The organism is Streptomyces sp. NPDC028298 (assembly GCF_055565895.1).
The window spans coordinates 1,451,189-1,468,941 of record NZ_JBVHTL010000002.1; the positions used below are offsets into that span (position 1 = coordinate 1,451,189).

At 70.1% G+C, this 17,753-nt stretch carries 15 protein-coding genes and 1 other RNA gene; 7 read left to right on the forward strand and 9 right to left on the reverse strand.

Going from position 1 to position 17,753, the window contains the following annotated elements:
• Positions 1-318: 318 nt before the first annotated feature.
• Positions 319-1,299, reverse strand: coding sequence for a LysR family transcriptional regulator (locus ACZ4TO_RS14865; RefSeq protein ID WP_468024325.1), 981 nt, complete (start codon positions 1,297-1,299; stop codon positions 319-321).
• A gap of 83 nt (positions 1,300-1,382) precedes the next feature.
• Between ACZ4TO_RS14865 and ACZ4TO_RS14870 the strand changes: the two genes are divergently transcribed.
• The 6 genes from ACZ4TO_RS14870 (at position 1,383) to ACZ4TO_RS14895 (ending at position 9,398) form a co-directional block, all read left to right on the forward strand.
• Positions 1,383-2,750 carry an MFS transporter gene (locus ACZ4TO_RS14870; RefSeq protein ID WP_468024326.1) on the forward strand — a complete coding sequence of 456 codons (1,368 nt, stop codon included), beginning with the start codon at positions 1,383-1,385 and terminating at the stop codon, positions 2,748-2,750.
• Positions 2,751-3,042: 292 nt separating this feature from the next.
• Positions 3,043-4,338, forward strand: a complete 1,296-nt coding sequence (locus ACZ4TO_RS14875; protein WP_468024327.1) for an ABC transporter substrate-binding protein — start codon at positions 3,043-3,045, stop codon at positions 4,336-4,338.
• Complete coding sequence (locus ACZ4TO_RS14880) at positions 4,335-5,300, forward strand: carbohydrate ABC transporter permease (protein ID WP_468024328.1); 966 nt, start codon at positions 4,335-4,337, stop codon at positions 5,298-5,300. The genes ACZ4TO_RS14875 and ACZ4TO_RS14880 overlap by 4 nt, the downstream gene beginning before the upstream one ends.
• The gene (locus ACZ4TO_RS14885) at positions 5,297-6,118 is read left to right on the forward strand and encodes a carbohydrate ABC transporter permease (RefSeq protein WP_385043857.1); all 822 of its coding nucleotides are present in this window, start codon (positions 5,297-5,299) and stop codon (positions 6,116-6,118) included. The genes ACZ4TO_RS14880 and ACZ4TO_RS14885 overlap by 4 nt, the downstream gene beginning before the upstream one ends.
• Positions 6,119-6,129: 11 nt before the next feature.
• On the forward strand, positions 6,130-8,385 hold the full coding sequence (gene yicI / locus ACZ4TO_RS14890) for an alpha-xylosidase (RefSeq protein ID WP_382790309.1): 2,256 nt from the start codon (positions 6,130-6,132) through the stop codon (positions 8,383-8,385).
• The gene (locus ACZ4TO_RS14895; protein ID WP_382790312.1) at positions 8,385-9,398 is read left to right on the forward strand and encodes a LacI family DNA-binding transcriptional regulator; all 1,014 of its coding nucleotides are present in this window, start codon (positions 8,385-8,387) and stop codon (positions 9,396-9,398) included. Before yicI ends, ACZ4TO_RS14895 begins: the two co-directional genes overlap by 1 nt.
• A 104-nt stretch (positions 9,399-9,502) precedes the next feature.
• On the opposite strand, the gene ssrA is transcribed toward ACZ4TO_RS14895, so the two are convergent.
• From ssrA to ftsE, 5 genes are all read right to left on the reverse strand, one after another.
• Positions 9,503-9,891, reverse strand: a transfer-messenger RNA (tmRNA) gene (gene ssrA / locus ACZ4TO_RS14900).
• 139 nt (positions 9,892-10,030) lie between these two features.
• Positions 10,031-10,573: an SsrA-binding protein SmpB gene (gene smpB, locus ACZ4TO_RS14905; RefSeq protein WP_385043883.1), complete on the reverse strand. Its 543-nt coding sequence runs from the start codon at positions 10,571-10,573 to the stop codon at positions 10,031-10,033.
• 81 nt (positions 10,574-10,654) lie between these two features.
• A complete protein-coding gene (locus ACZ4TO_RS14910) occupies positions 10,655-11,821 on the reverse strand; it encodes a S41 family peptidase (RefSeq protein ID WP_382790315.1) in 1,167 nt (388 codons plus the stop codon).
• 67 nt (positions 11,822-11,888) lie between these two features.
• Positions 11,889-12,809 carry a permease-like cell division protein FtsX gene (ftsX, locus tag ACZ4TO_RS14915; RefSeq protein WP_355766939.1) on the reverse strand — a complete coding sequence of 307 codons (921 nt, stop codon included), beginning with the start codon at positions 12,807-12,809 and terminating at the stop codon, positions 11,889-11,891.
• Positions 12,810-12,842: 33 nt separating this feature from the next.
• Complete coding sequence (ftsE, locus tag ACZ4TO_RS14920; RefSeq protein WP_328555238.1) at positions 12,843-13,532, reverse strand: cell division ATP-binding protein FtsE; 690 nt, start codon at positions 13,530-13,532, stop codon at positions 12,843-12,845.
• A 302-nt stretch (positions 13,533-13,834) separates the two neighbouring features.
• On the opposite strand from ftsE, the gene ACZ4TO_RS14925 reads away from it, so the two are divergent.
• Positions 13,835-14,026: a hypothetical protein gene (locus ACZ4TO_RS14925; protein ID WP_037619292.1), complete on the forward strand. Its 192-nt coding sequence runs from the start codon at positions 13,835-13,837 to the stop codon at positions 14,024-14,026.
• Positions 14,027-14,122: 96 nt separating this feature from the next.
• Here ACZ4TO_RS14925 and ACZ4TO_RS14930 read toward each other — a convergent pair whose 3' ends face one another.
• The 3 genes from ACZ4TO_RS14930 to ACZ4TO_RS14940 form a co-directional block, all read right to left on the reverse strand.
• Entirely contained in the window at positions 14,123-14,731 is a 609-nt protein-coding gene (locus ACZ4TO_RS14930) for a hypothetical protein (RefSeq protein ID WP_382790319.1), read from the reverse strand.
• 336 nt (positions 14,732-15,067) lie between these two features.
• On the reverse strand, positions 15,068-16,174 hold the full coding sequence (prfB, locus tag ACZ4TO_RS14935; protein ID WP_382790322.1) for a peptide chain release factor 2: 1,107 nt from the start codon (positions 16,172-16,174) through the stop codon (positions 15,068-15,070).
• A 300-nt stretch (positions 16,175-16,474) separates the two neighbouring features.
• Complete coding sequence (locus tag ACZ4TO_RS14940) at positions 16,475-17,716, reverse strand: serine/threonine-protein kinase (protein ID WP_468024329.1); 1,242 nt, start codon at positions 17,714-17,716, stop codon at positions 16,475-16,477.
• Positions 17,717-17,753 lie beyond the last annotated feature (37 nt).

Here is a 17,753-nt window from a genome sequence, read left to right on the forward strand (position 1 = left end):
CCACGAAAGGGTTCTGCCGGCTCGCGGCCGGGCGGTCGGCCCCGCGGCCTCCCGCACAGGTGACGGATCCACATGAAGCCCGTCACGCCGATCGATGTCCCGGTCGGCCGGTTGGGCGTCTTTCCGCCAGTTCTCAACGCGCACGTACATCCCCCCATGGGACTGCTCACGGGGTGCGCGACGACTCCGGGCAGATGCCGTCCTTGTCGTCCGGACCGAGCCCCCACCCGACCCAAAAGCGCCCCCAATATCACAATGCGCCCGGAGGCAGGAATGTAGCGCAGGGCGGGACTCGTACGGTTACGTCTCATGCATCTCTCAGGAAATGAGGGCGTCGGTGGCCGGAATCCACCCTCCCTGGGGACTCAGTAGCCAACTTTCTTCGCTCGCGAGTTCGCCTGCGGCTCGTACGAGCGCATCGATCCCCGGGTGAACCAGTCCCTTGCGCCACACGAGTGACACCGGTGACAGCGGTACGGGATCGACCAGGGGCCTCGACACCGAACCGGGCATGGCCGGAAACTCCACCACGGCGAGCACCGGATTCCGCCACTTGGCCATGACCCGTCCGAATTCCTCCGGCCCGACGGCCACCGGTGCGGGTGACGCGAGTCTGATGCCTCGTCCCTCGAACAGGTGATGTGCCAGGTCGGTCCACTCCAGCGTCCGGGGGTTCCCCGCCCCCGCGTACACGGTCTCGCCCGCGAGCGCGGCGAGCGGTACCGCGTCCAGGGCGGCGAGGTGATGGTCCTCGGGCAGGACGACGGCCATCGGCTCGTAGCGCACCACCCGGTGCTCCAGCCGGGCCCGCACGGCGGGGTCGAGTCCCGCGAAGCGGCCGAACGACACGTCCAGACGGCCGGCGAGCAGATCCGCCGCGGCGCCGGTGAGCCCGGTCTCGTAGCGGGCCATCAGCTCGCTGCCCGGGGCGAGGTCGCGGGCCCGGTCGAGGATGCGGGTGGAGACCAGGCCGGGTGTGTTCACGTCGACGAGCAGCGGCCGTTCCTCACCGCCGGGCCGTGCGAAGGCGTCCAGCAGCGCGTCGTGCGCCTCCAGCACGCGGCGCGCGTACGGCAGCAGCCGCTGGGCCTCCAGCGTCGGTGTCACCTGCCGGGTGGTCCGCACGAACAGCTCCGCCCCGAGCTCCCGTTCCAGCCGGCGGATGTCACGGCTCAGGGACTGCTGGGCCACGTACAGGCGGGCGGCGGCACGGGTGAAGTGCAGCTCCTCGGCGACGGTGAGGAAGGCGCGCAGCAGACGGAGGTCCAGGTGACCGGGAAAGGGGCGTTGACCAGGCATCACGCGAACCTACAACCCAAGTGCGTGAATCGCTACGGAGTAAGTGTTGGACCGCCCTCGCGACGCCGGGCGAGGGTTCGTGCATGTCACCGCTCACCCCGTACCGCCGTCTGTTCGCGCTGCCCGGTACCCGCGCCTTCACCCTCGGGAACCTCGTCGCCCGGCTGCCCATGGGCATGTTCAGCGTGAGCGCGGTCATCATGATCGCCGGGGCACGGGGCTCGTACGCGCTCGCCGGCGCCGTCACGGCGACCGGTCTCGCGACGACGGCGGTGGTCGCTCCCTGGATCGCGCGGCTGGTCGACCGGCACGGGCAGGCCCGGGTGGCCGTGCCCGCCACGGCCTTCGCGCTGCTCGGCGGGACGGGGCTGGTGGCCTGCGTGCGCTTCGGCGCCCCCGACTGGACCCTCTTCGCCGCGTACGCCGCCACCGCCACGACCCCCAACACGGGCGGGATGTCCCGCGCCCGCTGGGCCCACCTCCTGAAGGGCGACGCGGCGGCGCTGCACACCGCGAACTCCTTCGAGCAGGCCGTGGACGAGCTGTGCTTCATGCTGGGCCCGGTGCTCGCGGCCTTCCTGTGCGGGGCCGTCGCCCCGGAGGCGGGCATGCTCGTGGGGGGCGCGCTGCTGATGACGGGCGTCCTGCTGTTCACCGCGCAGCGTTCGACGCAGCCTCCGCTCCGGCCGGCCACGGCGTCCGGGTCGCCCGCGCTCGCCCCCGGCATGCCCGCGCTGCTGCTCTCCTTCCTCGCCACCGGCGCGGTGTTCGGCGCGATGGAGGTGGCCACGATCGCGTTCGCGGACGAGCGGGGACACAGCTCCGCCGCGGGTGTGGTGCTCGCCCTCCAGGCGGCGGGGTCGTGCGTGGCGGGCCTGCTGTTCGGCGTGCTGCTGCGGGGGACGCCGTCGGCCTCCGGACACTCCGCGCGCCCCGACGCCGACGCGCTCGCCGCTCGGCGCTACGCCGTGTGTGTCGGGGCCATGGCCGTTCTGCTGACGCTGCCGCTCCTGGCCGTCCGGCTCACCGGCTCGCTTCCGGTTCTCGCGGGCGCGCTGCTCGTGGCGGGCATGGCGACCGCTCCGACCATGGTCACCGGCATGACCCTGGTCCAGCGGCGCACGCCCGAGGGGCGGCTGAACGAGGGCATGACGCTCGCGGTGACCGGCCTGCTGGGCGGGATAGCCGGCGGCTCGGCGGCGGGCGGATGGATGGTGGAGCAGTGGTCGCCGGCCGCGGGATTCACGGTCCCGGTCGCGGCGGCGACGACCGCCCTGGTGATCGCCACCCTGGCCGCATGGACGAGCGCCGCCCGCACCCGGAAGACCAGCCCCGAATCCACCCCGGCCCCCACCCCACAGCCCCGGCAGCACCGCCCCGAACCCGCCCCGGCCCACACCCCACAGCCCCGGGAACACCACCCCGAACCCGACCTGGTGGACACCCCGTAGACCGGGCGGTACTCGAACTCGCCCCGGCCCACACCCCGCAGACGCGGAGCACCACCCCGAACCCCGACCCCGCTGACACCCCGTAGACCGGAGCACCGCCCCGACACCCCACAGCCCGAGCCCCGCCCGTCCGACCCGTCGAACCCCTGCCCCAATTCCGGTTCAGCCCATTGACGTGCCCACGGCCGCCACCTACCTTCCCCCGTCGAAGCGCTTCGACGTCATGCATCGAAACGATTCGACGACGGTGCATGGCAGCCCGATACTCATCCAACTCCTCTGGAGGCAGTGGATGTCGACGACACGGCGGCGAGTGGCGGCGGCGGTGGCGGTGACCTTGACAGGTGCCCTGCTGGCGACGGCATGCGGCGGCTCGGACAGTGGCTCCTCGGACGGCAAGACACTCAGACTGTGGCACTACGAAGGGCCCGACAGCGCGATGGGCGCGGCCTGGAACGAGGCCATCAAGGAATTCGAAGCGCAACACCCCGGCGTGAAGGTGAAGTTCGAGGAGAAAGGTTTCGAGCAGATCCAGAAGACCGCGCCCATGGTCCTCAACTCGAACGACGCCCCCGACCTCATGGAGTACAACAAGGGCAACGCGACCGCGGGCCTGCTCTCCAAGCAGGGGCTGCTGACCGACCTCACGGCCGAGGCGGCCAAGCGCGGCTGGGACAAGAAGCTCAGCGCCGGCGTGAGGACCACGAGCCAGTACGACGCGAACGGCGTCATGGGCTCCGGCAAGTGGTACGGCGTGCCCAACTACGCCGAGTACACGATGGTCTTCTACAACAAGGACCTCTTCAAGAAGTACGGGATCGCGGAGCCGACCTCGTACGACGAACTGGTCTCCGCGATGGACACGTTCGTGGCGAAGGGCGTCACCCCGCTCGCCAACGCGGGCGCCGAGTACGTCGCCCAGCAGTACCTCTACCAGCTCGCCCTCTCCAAGGCCGACCGCTCCTGGGTCGACACCTACGAGCTGTACAAGGGCAGGACCGACTTCCACGACACCGCCTGGAGCTACGCGGCGGACACCTTCGCCGACTGGGTGAAGAAGGGGTACATCTCCAAGAAGTCCAGCGGCACGAAGGCCGAGGACGCCGGCGTGTCCTGGATCCAGGGCAAGTCGCCGATCCTCTTCTCCGGAAGCTGGTGGTACGGCCGCTTCGAGTCGGAGGCGAAGTTCGACTGGGACTCCGGACTGTTCCCGGGCTCGAACCTCACCCTGGGCTCCGGCGGCAACCTGTGGGTGGTCCCCAAGGGCGCGAAGAACAAGGAACTGGCCTACGACTTCATCGACATCACCATGTCGAAGAAGATCCAGAACATGCTGGGCAACAAGGGCGGCGTCCCGGTGGCCGCGGACGCCGCCGCGATCACCGATCCCAGGACCAAGACCCTGATAGCCGACTACAACACCCTCTCGGGGCGCGACGGGCTCGCCTTCTACCCGGACTGGCCGGTGGCGGGCTTCTACGACACCCTCGTCTCCGAGACGCAGAAGCTGATCACGGGCAGCGAGAAGCCCGACGCCTACCTGGACAACCTCCAGAAGGCGTACGACAAGGGCGTGCCGCAGCGATGACGGCGACCGCCGAACGCGGCGGGCGGGTGACCGGCCTGAAGGCCCGGGCCGGTCACCCGAGCCGCCCGCGCACCTCGTACGCGCTGTTCCTGCTGCCCGGCGTGCTCGCCTTCACGGCCGTGGTCGTCGTGCCGTTCCTGATGAACACCTGGATCGGCTTCACCGACTGGCAGGGGGTCGGGACCCCTTCGTGGACCGGACTCGCCAACTACCGCGCCCTGATGGACGACAGCGAGTTCTGGGCGTCGTTCCGGCACAGCCTGTTCATGGTGCTGGCGATGGCCCTCGTGCCGACGGCCGTCGGACTCGTCCTGGCCGCCGCCCTGTTCGACTACGTCGGCAAGCACTTCGGCAGCAGGATCGTGGCCGTGCTGCGGGCCTGCTACTACCTGCCCCAGGTGCTGCCGATCGCGGTCGCGGGCATCGTCTGGAGCTGGATCCTCGCCCCCGACGACGGCTCGCTCAACGCGCTCCTCGACGCCGTCGGGCTCGGCTCCTGGCAGCAGGACTGGCTCGGCGACCCGGACCTCGCGCTGTACAGCGTGATGGGGGTGATGGTCTGGGTGCAGCTCGGCTTCCCGCTGGTGGTCTTCATGGCGGGACTGCAACGCGTCGACCCGGGGCTGCACGAGGCGGCCGAGCTGGACGGCGCCGGCTGGTGGCGGCGGTTCTGGCACATCACGCTGCCGCAGATCCGCCCGGAGATCTCGGTCGTCCTGCTGTGGTGCACGATCGCCGCGCTGAAGGTGTTCGGGGCGGTCTACGTCCTGACGAAGGGCGGTCCGGGCGGCGCCACGGACGTGCCGTCGTACTTCTCCTTCGCCACCTTCTTCGAGAAGACCCAGGTCGGCTACGGCGCCGCGATCTCCACCGTCCTGACCGTGATCGTCCTGGCGCTCGCGCTGATCGGGCTGAGGTTCCAGACCCGCGCCGAGGACGCCGAGGAAGGGGTCCGCGTATGAGCGCGCTCCGCCGCTCCCCCGTGCTCGCGGCTCTCGTGATCGGCGCGCTGTTCATGGTGCTGCCGTTCGCCGTGGTCGCCCTCAACGCGGTCAAGTCGCCCGCCGAGTACTCCGCGCACGGCCCTCTGAGCCTGCCGCACGGTCTCTACCTCGACGGTCTGGAGGACTTCTGGCAGCGCGTCGACTTCGGGCGGAAACTCCTCAACTCGGTGCTGATCTCCGGCTCGGTGGCGATCGGGGCCGCGGTGCTGTCCGTGCTGAACGCGTACGCGATCGGCATCGGCCGGATCAGGGGCCGCGCCTGGGTGCTCGCCTTCTTCGTCCTCGCCAACACGCTGCCGCAGGAGGCGCTGGTCTATCCGCTCTATTACCTGAGCAAGCAGGCCGGTCTCTACGACACCAGGCTCAGCGTGATCATCGTGTTCACGGTGCTCCAGACGGCCTTCGGCACCTATCTCCTCTCCGCCGTCCTCGGGCGGTTCCCGCGCGAGATCATCGAGGCCGCGCGGATCGACGGGGCGAACCAGTGGCAGGTGCTGTGGCGGATCGTGGTCCCGGTCAGCCGCCCCACGATCGGCGTGCTCCTCGTCTTCTTCTTCATCTGGACGTGGAACGAGTTCCTGCTGCCGCTGGTCATGCTGATCTCCAACGACAACCAGACCGTGTCGGTGGCCCTCGGCGTCCTCCAGGGACAGCGTCTGATGGACGCCACGATGACGAACGCGGCCGCCCTCCTCGGCGTGCTGCCCGCCCTCGTCTTCTTCCTCGTCTTCCAGCGGACCCTCACCCGCGGCATCGCCGTCGGCGCAGTGAAGTAAGGGGTACGACAGTGAAGTTCACGGACGGCTACTGGCTGCTGCGCGACGGCGTCACCGCGGCCCACCCGGTCGAGGTCCTCGACGTGACCTCGGGCCCCGGAGGCCTGGAGATCCACGCGCCGACGCAGCCCATACGGCACCGCGGCGACCTGCTGAAGGGACCGGTCGTGACGATCAGCGCCCACGCGCCGATGCCCGACGTCATCGGCGTCACGTTCACCCACTTCCAGGGCGAGGAGCCCCGGGGCCCCCGGTTCGAGCTGCGCGGAACCGGGTTCACCCCGCACACCGAGTACGACGACGACCACGCCACCCTGACCTCGGGCGCCCTGTCCGTCCGGGTCGCCCGCACCACCCCCTGGCACATCGACTTCCTCGCGCACGGCCGGACCCTGACCAGCAGCGGCCCCAAGGGCATGGGCATCATGCGGGACGCGGACGGGGCCCACTACCTGCGCGAACAGCTCGACCTCGGTGTCGGCACCCAGGTCTTCGGCCTCGGCGAGCGGTTCGGGCCGCTGGTCAAGAACGGCCAGGTCGTGGACATGTGGAACGCGGACGGCGGCACCGCCACCGAGCAGGCCTACAAGAACGTGCCGTTCTATCTGACGGACGCGGGCTACGGCGTCTTCGTCGACCATCCGGGCCGGGTGTCCTTCGAGGTCGGCTCGGAGGCGGTCTCCCGGGTCCAGTTCAGCGCCGAGACGCAGGAGTTGACGTACTACGTCATCCACGGCCCCACCCCGAAGGACATCCTGCGCAAGTACACGGAGCTCACCGGGCGTCCGGCCCTGCCGCCGGCGTGGTCGTTCGGCCTGTGGCTGTCGACGTCCTTCACGACCTCCTACGACGAGGACACCGTCACGTCCTTCATCGACGGCATGCGGGACCGTGAACTCCCGCTGTCCGTCTTCCACTTCGACTGCTTCTGGATGCGCGAGTTCAACTGGTGCGACTTCCGGTGGGACCCGCGGGTGTTCCCCGATCCGGAGGGCATGCTGACGCGGCTGAAGGACAAGGGGCTCAGGATCTGCGTCTGGATCAACCCGTACATCGCGCAGCGCTCACCGCTGTTCGCGGAGGGGCGGGCGCTCGGGCATCTGCTGAGGCGCCCCGACGGCAGCGTGTGGCAGTGGGATCTGTGGCAGCCGGGGATGGCCCTGGTCGACTTCACCAGCCCGGCGGCCCGGGACTGGTACGCCGCGAAGCTGGAGGCGCTGCTGGAGCAGGGGGTCGACTGCTTCAAGACCGACTTCGGCGAGCGGGTCCCGGTGGACGTGGCGTACGCCGACGGCGCCGACCCGGAGCGGATGCACAACTACTACACGTACCTCTACAACCAGACCGTGTTCGACGTGCTCCGCAAACACCGGGGCGAGGAGGAGGCCGTCGTCTTCGCCCGCTCGGCGACCGCGGGGAGCCAGCGGTTCCCGGTGCACTGGGGCGGCGACTGCGAGGCGACGTACGCGTCGATGGCGGAGTCGCTGCGCGGCGGGCTCAGCCTCGGCATGTCGGGGTTCGGGTTCTGGAGCCACGACATCGGCGGCTTCGAGGGCACGCCGACGCCCGCGCTGTTCAAACGGTGGATCGCCTTCGGGCTGCTGTCCTCGCACAGCCGGCTGCACGGCTCGTCCTCGTACCGCGTGCCCTGGCTGTTCGACGAGGAGGCCGTGGACGTCCTGCGGCTGTTCACCCGGCTCAAGCTCCGCCTCATGCCGTATCTGTACGAGGCCGCCCGCACCGCCCACGCGGAGGGGGTGCCGATGATGCGGGCGATGGTCCTGGAGTTCCCGGACGATCCGGGGTGCGCGCATCTGGAGCGGCAGTACATGCTGGGCCCGGATCTCCTGGTCGCGCCGGTCTTCAGCGACGAGGGGGACGTCTCGTACTACGTGCCCGAGGGCACGTGGACCCCCTATCTGGGCGGGCCGCCGGTGACCGGACCGCGCTGGGTGCGCGAGCGGCACGGCTTCCTGAGCGTGCCGCTGCTGGTGCGGCCGGGCGCGGTGATCCCGGTCGGCGCGGTGGAGGACGGTCCCGAGTACGACTACGCCGACGGGGTCACCCTGCGCGCGTACGGGCTGGAGCGCGGCGCCCAGGTGTCGGTGCGGGTCGGCCCGGTGACCTTCACCGTCGTGCGCGAGGGGAACACCCTGCGCGCGGCCTGCAGCGACCCGTCCGCGCCCTGGGGGCTGGCCGCGGGCGGACGCGAGGTACGGGCCCGCGCCGGGACGGGCTTCCTGTCCCTCGACCTGGAGGCGGAGTGATGGTCAAGATCACCGATGTCGCGCGGCACGCCGGGGTGTCCCCGAGCACCGTCTCCTACGCCCTCAGCGGCAAGCGGCCGATCTCCGAGGAGACCCGGCTGCGCGTCGAGGAGAGCATCCGCCGGCTCGGCTACCGCCCGCACGCGGGGGCGAGGGCGCTGGCCAGCAGCCGGTCGAACGTCCTGGCGCTGGTCGTGCCGCTGCGGGCGGGCATCCATGTGCCGGTGGTGATGCAGTTCGCGGTGTCGGTGGTGACGGCGGCGCGGCTGCACGACCACGACGTCCTGCTGCTCACCCAGGAGGAGGGAGAGGAGGGGCTGCGCCGGGTCGCGGACACCGCGTTGGTGGACGCGCTGATCGTGATGGACGTCCAGCTCCACGATCCCCGGCTGCCGTTGCTGCGGGCGCTGGAGCGGCCGTCGGTGCTCATCGGCTTCCCGGCCGCCCCGGACGCGCTCACCTGCATCGACCTGGACTTCAAGGCGGCCGGTGAGCTGTGTGTGGAGCGGCTCGCGGGGCTCGGGCACCGGGTCGTCGCGCTGGTCGGGTCGCCGCCCGAGGTGTATGTGCGGGGCACGGCGTTCGCGCAGCGGGTGGTGCAGGGGTTCACGGCCGCCGCCGACCGGAACGGTCTGGCCTCGTCCGTGCACCCCTGTGAGGCCTCGCCGGCCGCCGCGCGCCGGGTCGCCGAGCAACTTCTGCGCGAGCAGCCCGCGTTGACCGGTGTCGTCGTCCACAACGAGCCGGTCCTGGAACCGTTGATCGACGCGTTCGAGCAGCTCGGTCTGCGGGTTCCGGCGGATCTGTCCGTCACCGCGATCTGTCCGGACGAGCTCGCCGGGAGTCTGCGGGTCCCGGTCACCTCCATCGCGCTTCCGTCGGCCGAAGTGGGCGGACGGGCGGTCGACCTGCTGATGAGAAAGCTGAACGGCACGTCCTGTCCCGAGGCGACCCTGCTCACGCCCACGATGACGGAGCGGGCCAGTACGGCTCCCCGGGCGCTGCATCCCTGAGGGCGGGCCGCATTCCCGGGAGGGCAAGACGAAGGCCCCGCTACCTGAGCCGCGGGGCCTTCGTCACGCTATTCGATTGTGCGTATTCAATTAAAACATGGGATGAGTGGAGATGGCGGGAATCGAACCCGCGTCCAACGGTGCAAAATCAGGGCTTCTCCGTGTGCAGTTCGCTGCGATTTTCTCAGCCCCGGCGATCACGCGAACAAGTCGCCGACGGGCTCAGCCACTGTTTGATTTCCCATCGAACCCCGTGACCGGGCTCGATGGTTTAGTCCCCTAGATTATGCCAGGGTCCGGGTCGGGAACACTCCCGGGCTGACACCCATTAAGGGTCCTTCACTCACTGCTTATTAGGCAGCGAGGGCGAAGGACTGGGAATCGCTCTTGGAATTGGCGATTATTTTTTGCGACATATGGTTTACGAGATCATTGCCGCTTCCTCGACACGCTTCCCCTGCTTCAACAGCCGCTGTCGAAACCGATCATCCCCATGTTGATTTTTCAAAGCTCGGCCCCTCCGGGGAGGAACCCGCGCCCTCGATGGGGTGCGTTGCCATCCTACGTGACCAGCGCACGGGCGTGCCAGCATATTCCCGCGGGCCGGCCCACCGGCCGCGTCGGCGCCCGTCCTACTCGCCGCGCTGCTTGCGCTTGGCCGCCGCGATGGCCCGGTCGGACTCGCGCCGGTCCTGCTTCTCGCGCAGGGTCTGCCGCTTGTCGTACTCCTTCTTGCCGCGTGCGAGCGCGATCTCCGCCTTCGCCCGGCCGTCCTTGAAGTACAGGACGAGCGGCACGATCGTGTGACCCGTCTCCTCGGACTTCACGGACAGCTTCTCGATCTCCTCGCGGTGCAGCAGCAGCTTGCGCTTGCGGCGGGCGGAGTGGTTGGTCCAGCTTCCCTGGTTGTACTCCGGGATGTGGGCGTTGTGCAGCCAGGCCTCGCCGCCCTCGATCTGGACGAACCCGTCGGCCAGCGAGCTCCGGCCCTGGCGCAGCGACTTGACCTCGGTACCGGTCAGGACGAGCCCGGCCTCGTAGGTGTCGATGATCGCGTAGTCGTGGCGGGCCTTCTTGTTCTGCGCGACGATCTTGCGCTTGCCGCCCTTCTCGCCGTCCCTGGACTTGGCGGCAGTCCCGCCCTGCTTGGGCTGGGACTCCTTCGGTACGTACATTCCCTTGCTCATAGTGCTGGCCATTTTCGCACTACAGGGGGGCTCGGGGGAAAGCCGATTACCGGAGCCGCCGTCAGCGGGTCAGGGAAGGTCCCCGAGACCGCTCAGCACGGTCTCGGCCCGCTGCAGCGACTGCTTGTCCGCCTCCAGGTCGGGGGTGATGCCCCGGCCGTCGACGGAGCGGCCCGCGGGGGTGCGGTAGTGGCCGACGGTCAGCTCGGCGACGGAGCCGTCGGGCAGCCTGCTCGGCATCTGGACCGAGCCCTTGCCGAAGGTGCGGGTTCCCACGACGACCGCGCGTCCACGGTCCTGGAGCGCCCCGGTGAGCAGCTCGGCCGCGCTCATCGTGCCGCCGTCCACGAGCGTGACCAGGGGTCTCGCGGTGTCGCCGCCCGGGTCCGCGTGCAGGGCGCGCTCGGCGCCGTTCACGTCGTACGTGGCGACGAGGCCGCCGTCCAGGAAGGCGGAGGCGGTGGTGACGGCCTCGGTGACCAGGCCGCCGGAGTTGCCGCGCAGGTCGAGGACGATCCCGGCCCGGCCGGGAGCCCGCCCGACGGCGGTGCGTACGGCGTCGCCGACGCCCTTGGTGAAGGCGTCGACCTTGATCAGGGTGACCCGGCCGGGAAGGCTGCTGACGGTCACGGAGTCCGTGGAGAGCCGGGCGCGGCGCAGGGTCCTGCTCCACGACTGCGTGCCGCGCTCCAGGCCGAGGGAGACCTTCGTGCCGGCGGTCGCGTCGTCCGCGTCGCCGCGCAGTAAGGCGACCACCTCGGTGACGGGCCGGCCGTCCACCCGCTCGCCGTCGACGGTGCGCAGGAGGTCGCCCTTGCGGATGCCCGCGGCGGCCGCGGGCGAGCCTGCGCTGACCCGGGTGACCTCGATGCGTCCGTCGCTCTCGCGGCGGGCCCAGAGGCCGACGCCGGTGTACTGGCCGTCGAGTGCTTCCTCGAACTCCTCGTACTCGCCCTGGGAGTAGACGGCGCCCCAGCGGTCTCCGCTGCGGCTCACGGCCCGTTCGGCGGCCTCCATGGGCGACTTGCCGTCGGCCATCGCCTGGGCGGCGGCCCGGGTGACCTCGTCGTGCCGGCGCGCCGAGGCCGAACCGGGCGTGCCGTCCCCGGTCTTCCGGGCGGTGTCGGAGAACGATCCGGTGGCCGCGCCGGCGACGAGGACGGTCGCGAACACCAATGTCAGGGCCGCCCCGCGGCGGATGCGGCGGGGCTCGCAGAACAGGTCACGGCCTGACATGCCGGTGAGTCTAGGACAACGCGAAGGGCCGCACCGCCGGTTGACGGTACGGCCCTGTTGGGATGCGTCACACCTTCAGGTACTTGCGCAATGCGAAGAAAGCGGCCAGGGCGGGCATCAGCAGGCTCGTCGCGAGGATGAGCGGGAGCTTGGTCAACACGGCGTCCCAGCCGATGAAGTTGATCAAGTTGAGCTTCTCGGACAGCGCCAGACCGTGGTCGATGATGAAGTACCGCGCGATCAGCAGGAATCCGCAGGCCACACCGCCGCCGATGAGTCCGGCGACCGCGGCCTCGGCGATGAACGGCGCCTGGATGTAGAAGCCGGAGGCGCCGACGAGGCGCATGATGCCGGTCTCGCGCCGCCGGCTGAACGCCGAGACACGCACCGTGTTGACGATCAGCATCAGGGCGACGACGAGCATCATCGCCATCACCGCGCGCGCGGCCCAGTTCATGCCGTTGAGCAGCCCGAACAGGTTGTCCAGGATGCCCTTCTGGTCCTGGACCGACTGCACGCCGTCACGGCCGTCGAAGGCGGTCGCGATGACCTGGTACTTCTCCGGGTCCTTCAGCTTGATCCGGTACGACTCCTGCATCTGGTCCGGCGTGAGGGAGCTGGCCAGCGGCGAGTCGCCGAACTGCTCCTTGTAGTGCTTGTACGCCTGGTCCGAGGACTCGTAGGTGACCTTCTGCACGACCGTGGACATCTTGTCCAGGTCGGCGACGATCTGCTTCTTCTGGTCGCTGGTCACCGCGCCCCTGGCGCAGTGCGGGTCGGACTCGGCGTCACTCTTGTTGCAGAGGAAGATCGAGACGTTGACCTTGTCGTACCAGTAGCCCTTCATGGTGTTCACCTGGTCGCTCATCAGGAGCGAGCCGCCGAACAGGGCGAGCGAGAGGGCGACCGAGACGACGACCGCGAAGGTCATGGTCAGGTTGCGGCGGAGACCGACACCGATCTCCGACAGAACGAACTGCGCGCGCATGGCGTCTTCCTCAGACCTTTCCGTGGACGATGATCAGTGCTGGTAGCCGTAGACGCCGCGCGCCTGGTCGCGGACGAGACGGCCCTGCTCCAGCTCGATGACGCGCTTGCGCATCTGGTCCACGATGTTCTGGTCGTGCGTGGCCATCAGGACCGTGGTGCCCGTCCGGTTGATCCGGTCGAGCAGTTTCATGATGCCCACCGAGGTCTGTGGGTCGAGGTTTCCGGTCGGCTCGTCGGCGATGAGGAGCTTGGGCCGGTTCACGAAGGCTCTCGCGATGGCCACACGCTGCTGCTCACCACCGGACAGCTCGCCGGGCATCCGGTCCTCCTTGCCGCCCAGGCCGACGAGGTCGAGCACCTGGGGCACGGACTTGCGGATCTCGCCGCGGGACTTGCCGATGACCTCCTGGGCGAAGGCCACGTTCTCGGCGACCGTCTTGTTGGGCAGGAGACGGAAGTCCTGGAAGACCGTCCCGAGCTGGCGGCGCATCTGCGGCACCTTCCAGTTCGAGAGGCGCGCGAGGTCCTTGCCCAGGACGTGCACCTGGCCTTGGCTGGTCCGCTCCTCGCGGAGGATCAGCCGCAGGAAGGTGGACTTTCCGGAGCCGGAGGACCCCACGAGGAACACGAATTCTCCGCGCTCGACCTCCAGGGAGACATCCCTGAGAGCGGGGCGGGTCTGCTTGGGGTAGACCTTGGAGACATTGTCGAATCGGATCACGGGTGCACCACGGGTCGCCGGGGGTAGGTGTGCGTGACCATACGCGAACCGGGTGTGCAAGCGCAGTCGGCGTACGGGGTTGCGCGCGGCTTGCACGATTTGTCACGGATATGAGGCGCGATTCACACCCGATCCGAGGGGCTGGGGCAGCTCGGGGCGGGGCAGGAAAACGGGGGGCCGCGCCGAAAGCCGCGGAACCTGGCACAGTGGTAGGGGAACGGTTGCGTTCGCCGCAGCGTTAAGAGAGCGATGTGTACGTGAGAGTGCTGCGTACGCGGAGACGTCGCAAGGAGGGCCGGCGCATGACGTACGACCGACTGGTATGCGCTAACTGCGCGGCACCCGTCAGCGAGGGCCGCTGCCCCGTCTGCCGCGCGAACCGGCAGCGACTCCAGCAGGAGAGCCCCTTCGCGGGACTCAACCCCATGGCACTGATCGCGCTTCTGGCGGTCCTGATAGCGGCACTGGCGCTGGTGGCCCACCAGACGGTGTGAGCGCCGCGGGGACGGTCGGCACGGCCGTCGCCGCCCAGGAACACGGGCAGGGCCCGGAGCGAGCTGCTCCGGGCCCTTCGTCGTACGTGGGGAACGTCAGGCGGCGGCACCGCCGCGGCCGCCCGCGAGGCGGGGCAGCAGGCGGAAGCCGACACCGCCGGCGATCATCGTGGCGGCACCGATGATCAGGAACGTGGTCTGGCCGGCACCGGTCTCGGCCAGCGCGCCGTCCTTGCCCTGGGCCTGGGTGTCGGAGCCGGTGTCGGTGAGGGCCGAGGAGCCCTCCTCCTGGGCGGAGGAGCCACCGTTGGGGTCGGCGTCGTTGCCGCCGGTGCCGGTGCCGCTCGTGCTGCCGTCGGAGGGGGCGGTGGTGCTGCCGCCCGAGGTGGGTTCGTCGGTCGGGTCGGCCGGGTCGGTCGGGTCCGGGTCCTCGGTCGGCTCCGTCACGGTCGGCGCCGGCTCCGTGGGCTCGGTCTCCGTGGGGGCCGGCTCGGTGGGCTCGGTCTCCGTGGGAGTCGGCTCGGCGGTGGTGGTCGGGATGCCCGTGTCGGTGGGCGTCGGGGTCGGGTCGTCGGCGGTGGTCGCCGTGAGGCCGACATTGAGGTCGAGCGCCGAGGCGGCACCCGCCGCGGTGAGTGAAGCACCGGCGGCAATCACCGCGCCGGCGGCTATCCGCGCCACGCGGATCCGCGTCTTCTTGGTCATCTGCCTGCTACCCCCAGTAGCTGATCGTCAATGGAGCAGCGTCCGGAGCCACGGCGTCACAGGGGATTTCGTTCGACCCCCCGGTTCACATGCGCCCCGGTGATACGCATGCCACACGTCACCCTTCCCAGTTTTCAAAGCAGCGTCAAGGTCGTTGCGTACGCGATGTCCGGAACAGCATCGTTTGCCTGGCCTGGGGACATGTGACTGTGACGGAAAACCCATACGGCCCCTACAAACAAAGGCAACTGCCGCCCGGTGGACGGCAGTTGCCTTGTCGACAAAGAGGTTCAGCGGGGGCGGAGAACGCCCGCCCGCACCGCTTCCGTCGTGTGTTTACTTCTCCTGCTGCTTGCGCCAGCGAATTCCGGCCTCGAGGAAGCCGTCGATCTCGCCACCGAACACGGCCTCGGGGTTGCCGACTTCGAACTCCGTGCGCAGGTCCTTGACCATCTGGTACGGGTGCAGGACGTACGAACGCATCTGGTTGCCCCAGGAGTTGCCGCCGTCGCCCTTGAGGGCGTCCATCGCGGCCTGCTCCTCCTGCCGGCGCCGCTCGAGGAGCTTGGCCTGGAGGACGTTCATGGCCGAGGCCTTGTTCTGGATCTGCGACCGCTCGTTCTGGCAGGAGACCACGATGCCGGTGGGCAGGTGGGTCAGACGCACCGCGGAGTCGGTGGTGTTGACGCCCTGGCCGCCGGGACCGGACGAGCGGTACACGTCGATCCGCAGCTCGGACTCGTCGATCTCGATGTGGTCGGTCTGCTCGACCACCGGCAGGATCTCGACACCGGCGAAGGAGGTCTGGCGGCGCCCCTGGTTGTCGAACGGCGAGATGCGCACCAGCCGGTGCGTGCCCTGCTCGACGGAGAGCGTGCCGTACGCGTACGGCGAGTGGACGGCGAAGGTGGTGGACTTGATGCCCGCCTCTTCCGCGTACGAGGTCTCGTACAGCTCCGTCTTGTAGCCGTGGCGCTCGGCCCAGCGCAGGTACATGCGCTGGAGCTTCTCGGCGAAGTCGGAGGCGTCGACGCCGCCGGCCTCGGCGCGGATGGTGACGACGGCCTCACGGGAGTCGTACTCGCCGGACAGGAGGGTGCGGACCTCCATCTCGTCCAGCGCCTTCTTGACGGCGACGAGCTCGGCGTCGGCCTCGGCGCGGGTGTCCGGGTCGTCCTCCTCCTCGGCCATCTCGAAGAGCACGCTCAGATCGTCGATGCGCCCGCGGAGCGCCTCGGCCTTCCTGACCTCCGCCTGGAGGTGGCTCAGCTTGCTGGTGATCTTCTGCGCCTCGTCCGGGTCGTCCCACAGGGACGGCGCGGCCGCCTGCTCCTCGAGCACGGCGACATCTGCCCTCAGCTTGTCGAGGTCCAGGACGGCCTCGATCGACTCCATGGTCGAGGAGAGGGACTTGAGCTCTTCGGAAACATCGACGACTGCCACGCCTCCAGCGTAACGGCTACGGCAACCGGGCCTCGCCTCTCACCCCCGAGGGGCCCCGCCGACCCCCTGCCCCGGGCACAAGCGTGTCTCGCCCCCTCCGCCCCTACCCGTCCCGTCACGGGGGCGCTGCCCCCGGCCCCCCGCTCCTCAATCGCCGGAGGGGCTGATTCTCAGCCCGTCCGGCGATTGAGGACGAGGCCGTTCAGGCCGAAGCGGGGGTCCGGGGGCGGCAGCCCCCAGGGACGGGTCGGGTAGGGGCGGAGGGGGCGAAAGAGGCCTTTTCCCGGGTGGCGGCCGTGGTCACGGCGAGGCCGGGGCCGAGTTCTTCGTGTCCTGGGGAGGCGCGTCGTCGCCGCCGGAGGTGGCGAGCCAGGTGCCGACCCCGGCCGCGGCGACCAGGACGACGGCCGCCACCCCCAGGGTGATCCGCCGCCGCCGCGCGGAGGCACGATGCCGGGCGGACCCGGGCCGAGGCGCCCCCGCGGCCCGGGGCGCACGCGCCGTCCCCCGTGCCCCACCGGCCAGCTCGTCGGGCGCCGGCACCCGCATCGAGGTGTGCGTGTCCCGGTTCGAGTCGGTCGCACCCCCCGGCACCAGCGGCACGGCCCCACGCCGCTCCCGCGCGGCGGCGGGCGCCGACGGCTCGGTGCTCTCCTCCTGCTCCTCGTCCCCGTCCGCGGAGTCCGCGTCCGGGGAGTCCACGTCCAGCGGCGGCATCCCGGCCAGCAGCGGAAGCTGCTCCCGCAGCCGCGCCCCCAGCTCGGAGGCCCGCAGCCGGGACGCGGGCGCCTTGGCCAGACACTGCACGATGAGCTGCCACAGCTCGTCCGGGATGCCCGGCAGCGGCACGACGGTCTCGGTGACATGGCGGCGCAGGACCGCGCCGGGGTGTCCGCCCCCGAACGGCGTGAAACCGGCGAGCAGCTCGTAGAGCACGGTCGCCAGGGCGTAGATGTCGACGGCGGCACGCGGCGGCAGGCCCTCGATGATCTCGGGCGCGAGATAGTCGGGCGTACCGATGATCTTCGTGACCCGGGTCCGGCGGGGCGAGTCGATGAGCTTGGCCACGCCGAAGTCGGTCAGGAGGGCCGGGTGGGAGCCGCCGGGGCCGAGCGGGCCCTGCATGTCGAGCAGGACGTTCTCGGGCTTCACGTCGCGGTGGACGACGCCGGCGGCGTGCGCGGCGGCGAGCCCGTCCGCCACGTCGGCGACGATCGCGACCGCGGCCTCCGGGGCGAGCCGGCGTTCCCGGTCGAGCCGGGTGCGCAGGTCGGTGCCCCGCACGAGGTCCATCACGAGGGCGAGGTCGTTGCCGTCCACCACCAGGTCGCGCACCGCCACCACGTGCGGGTGGTCGAGGCCGAGCAGCGCGGTGCGCTCCTGCACGAAGCGCCCCACCAGTTCCTGGTCGGAGGCGAGGTCCTCGCGCAACAGCTTGATGGCGACGGGGCCCTCGGGCCCCTCGCCGAGCCACACCGTGCCGGCGCTCCCCCGCCCCAGGATCTGGTGCGCGGTGTACCTGCTGCCGATCTTGCGTGCCAAGACTGCTCCTACAGACGCGTGTTGCCGCTTAAAGTAC

Coding starts and splice junctions, on each gene's coding strand:
- ACZ4TO_RS14865 (WP_468024325.1), bottom strand. CDS start 1,299: ATGCCTGGTCAACGCCCCTTTCCCGGTCACCTGGACCTCCGTCTGCTG.
- ACZ4TO_RS14930 (WP_382790319.1), bottom strand. CDS start 14,731: ATGACCAAGAAGACGCGGATCCGCGTGGCGCGGATAGCCGCCGGCGCG.
- ACZ4TO_RS14885 (WP_385043857.1), top strand. CDS start 5,297: ATGAGCGCGCTCCGCCGCTCCCCCGTGCTCGCGGCTCTCGTGATCGGC.
- ACZ4TO_RS14880 (WP_468024328.1), top strand. CDS start 4,335: ATGACGGCGACCGCCGAACGCGGCGGGCGGGTGACCGGCCTGAAGGCC.
- smpB (WP_385043883.1), bottom strand. CDS start 10,573: ATGTACGTACCGAAGGAGTCCCAGCCCAAGCAGGGCGGGACTGCCGCC.
- ACZ4TO_RS14925 (WP_037619292.1), top strand. CDS start 13,835: ATGACGTACGACCGACTGGTATGCGCTAACTGCGCGGCACCCGTCAGC.
- ftsX (WP_355766939.1), bottom strand. CDS start 12,809: ATGCGCGCGCAGTTCGTTCTGTCGGAGATCGGTGTCGGTCTCCGCCGC.
- ACZ4TO_RS14895 (WP_382790312.1), top strand. CDS start 8,385: ATGGTCAAGATCACCGATGTCGCGCGGCACGCCGGGGTGTCCCCGAGC.
- ACZ4TO_RS14910 (WP_382790315.1), bottom strand. CDS start 11,821: ATGTCAGGCCGTGACCTGTTCTGCGAGCCCCGCCGCATCCGCCGCGGG.
- ACZ4TO_RS14875 (WP_468024327.1), top strand. CDS start 3,043: ATGTCGACGACACGGCGGCGAGTGGCGGCGGCGGTGGCGGTGACCTTG.
- ACZ4TO_RS14870 (WP_468024326.1), top strand. CDS start 1,383: ATGTCACCGCTCACCCCGTACCGCCGTCTGTTCGCGCTGCCCGGTACC.